Below are 1915 nucleotides of genomic sequence, written 5' to 3'. Positions count from 1 at the left end.
CCCTGCATTCAAAGGACTTATTCAGTCAAAAGCGGCTCTTTATGATTTGCAACATGACCCAAAAATAAAAGATGAGATGACTTTTATTTCCCCAGTCTCAGGTGAACGTATTGGTCTTTCCTTTTTGCAACCAAAAACGAAAGAGGACTTAATAAGAAGAAGAAAGATGATTGAACATTGGGCTAGGTATTCAGGTGGTGTCATGGGAAGAAGCCCAGATTATTTGAACACAGTTTTAATGAGCTTTGCCTCTTCGGTATCCTTTTTAAAAAATAAGGACAAATGTTTTCCGAATAATCTGCAAGCGTTTTATGAATTGGCTAGGGAAAATGACCTATCGTTTACACATACCTTTGTTTCACCACAAGTGAATCGTTCTGAAATCTACTTTGAAGATACCGATGAGCCACCAATCGCCGCAAAAGTTATTGATACAAATGAAGAAGGAATCATCATTAAAGGAGCCCGTCTTCTTGCTACGCAAGGTGGTTTAACAGATGAGTTATTAGTATTTAGTGTTGGTAAATTTCTATTTAATGAAGATGAAGCTTTTGCTTTTTCGATCCCTTCTAACACGAAAGGAATAAAGTTTATTTGTAGGGATTCATTCATCGGAGGACAATCTTCTTTTAATTATCCATTAAGCTCGCGATTCGAAGAAATGGATTCTATCGTTGTCTTTGACAATGTATTAGTACCTTGGAATAGGGTATTTTATTACAACAATGCGGAAGTAGCCGAAGAATTCCCAATTCAAAGCTCTTTCAATCCCTTTACTAAGCACCAAGTTTTGAATAGACAAATTGTAAAAATAGAGTTCGTCTTAGGCATTGCTGAGCTTCTTATCGAAACGATTAATATTAACGGGTATCAACATATTCAAGAAAAGATGTCAGAAATCATCATTGGTCTAGAAACGATGAAAGCCTTGTTAGAAAAATCGGAGAATAACGCAAAATTAGATGAATGGGGATATATGCGTCCAGATATTTTCCCGCTTCAAGTTGCCGGTAACATTTTCCCTAAAATTTATCCTCGTTTCACTGAAATTATCCAGTTAATCGGAGCTAGTGGAATGATTACATTGCCAACTGAAAAAGCATTTCATTCTATTATTAGAAATGACTTAGATATTTATCTTCAAGGAGCAAATAAGACCGCAGAGGAACGTGTAAAAATATTTCGTTTAGCTTGGGATCTAACAATGAGTTCATTCGGAACTAGACAAACCCAATATGAGCGATACTTTTTTGGTGACCCAATTCGATTATCAAGCGATTTATATAAGAAATATCCAAAAAATGAATATGTAGAGGCAATTAGTAATTTCTTAAATCTAAAATAAGAAGAAGAAGTTTAAATATTCCTTTTAGGATCAAAATAGAACGCTCAATCTTTTTATAGATTGAGCGTTCTGTTATTTTTTTCTGGGATTCCATGAACTTTTAACCATATTTTTTCCGATGATAAGGATGCATAAATAAATCGTATTGAATTCTACGTTCCTCATGAGATTTTCTTAAATAATTTATATCTGTTCCTCTTTCAAAAACCTCTCTTTTACTCCTTCTCATCAACTCGGTTTCTCCATCCGTATATAAGTAAACTTTTAGATTGAACAAATTGGGATCTGTAAAGGCCACGCTCATGCCTTCAACCTGCCCCTTTAGTTCAATAAGAAAAAAGGCTTTACCCCTTCTTGAGGTAAAGCACCCGTTAGTTGAACAAGACTTTTATGTGAAGTGAAAAAAAAGACGTCTAGTAGTATAGAACGTCTCTCTTTCAAAAATTATTTGGATAAGGGACTTAAATGCTCGTGAATTAAAAGCTAGATATCGGATTCTTTGACGAATCTACTCTTCTGTTTCATTCAATCTATGATTTATTTAGGTTTTACGTTTACATACACTTTACC

At 34.5% G+C, this 1915-nt stretch carries 1 protein-coding gene and 1 pseudogene; one reads left to right on the top strand and one right to left on the bottom strand.

The features are described from left to right. On the top strand, nt 1-1345 hold a 1345-nt coding region (gene hpaB / locus AC1DSL_RS17675; RefSeq protein WP_477533234.1), incomplete at its 5' end, for a 4-hydroxyphenylacetate 3-monooxygenase, oxygenase component. Between the two features lie 100 nt (nt 1346-1445). Here the strand turns inward: hpaB and AC1DSL_RS17670 are convergent. Beyond that, nucleotides 1446-1658 (bottom strand): annotated as a pseudogene (locus AC1DSL_RS17670) (phosphoribulokinase); the annotation flags it as partial. Nucleotides 1659-1915 lie beyond the last annotated feature (257 nt).

The organism is Paenisporosarcina sp. P4_D4 (genome assembly GCF_056401835.1).
Note: the sequence above shows the minus strand (reverse complement) of the source record. Positions and strands in the feature narration are given on the sequence as shown.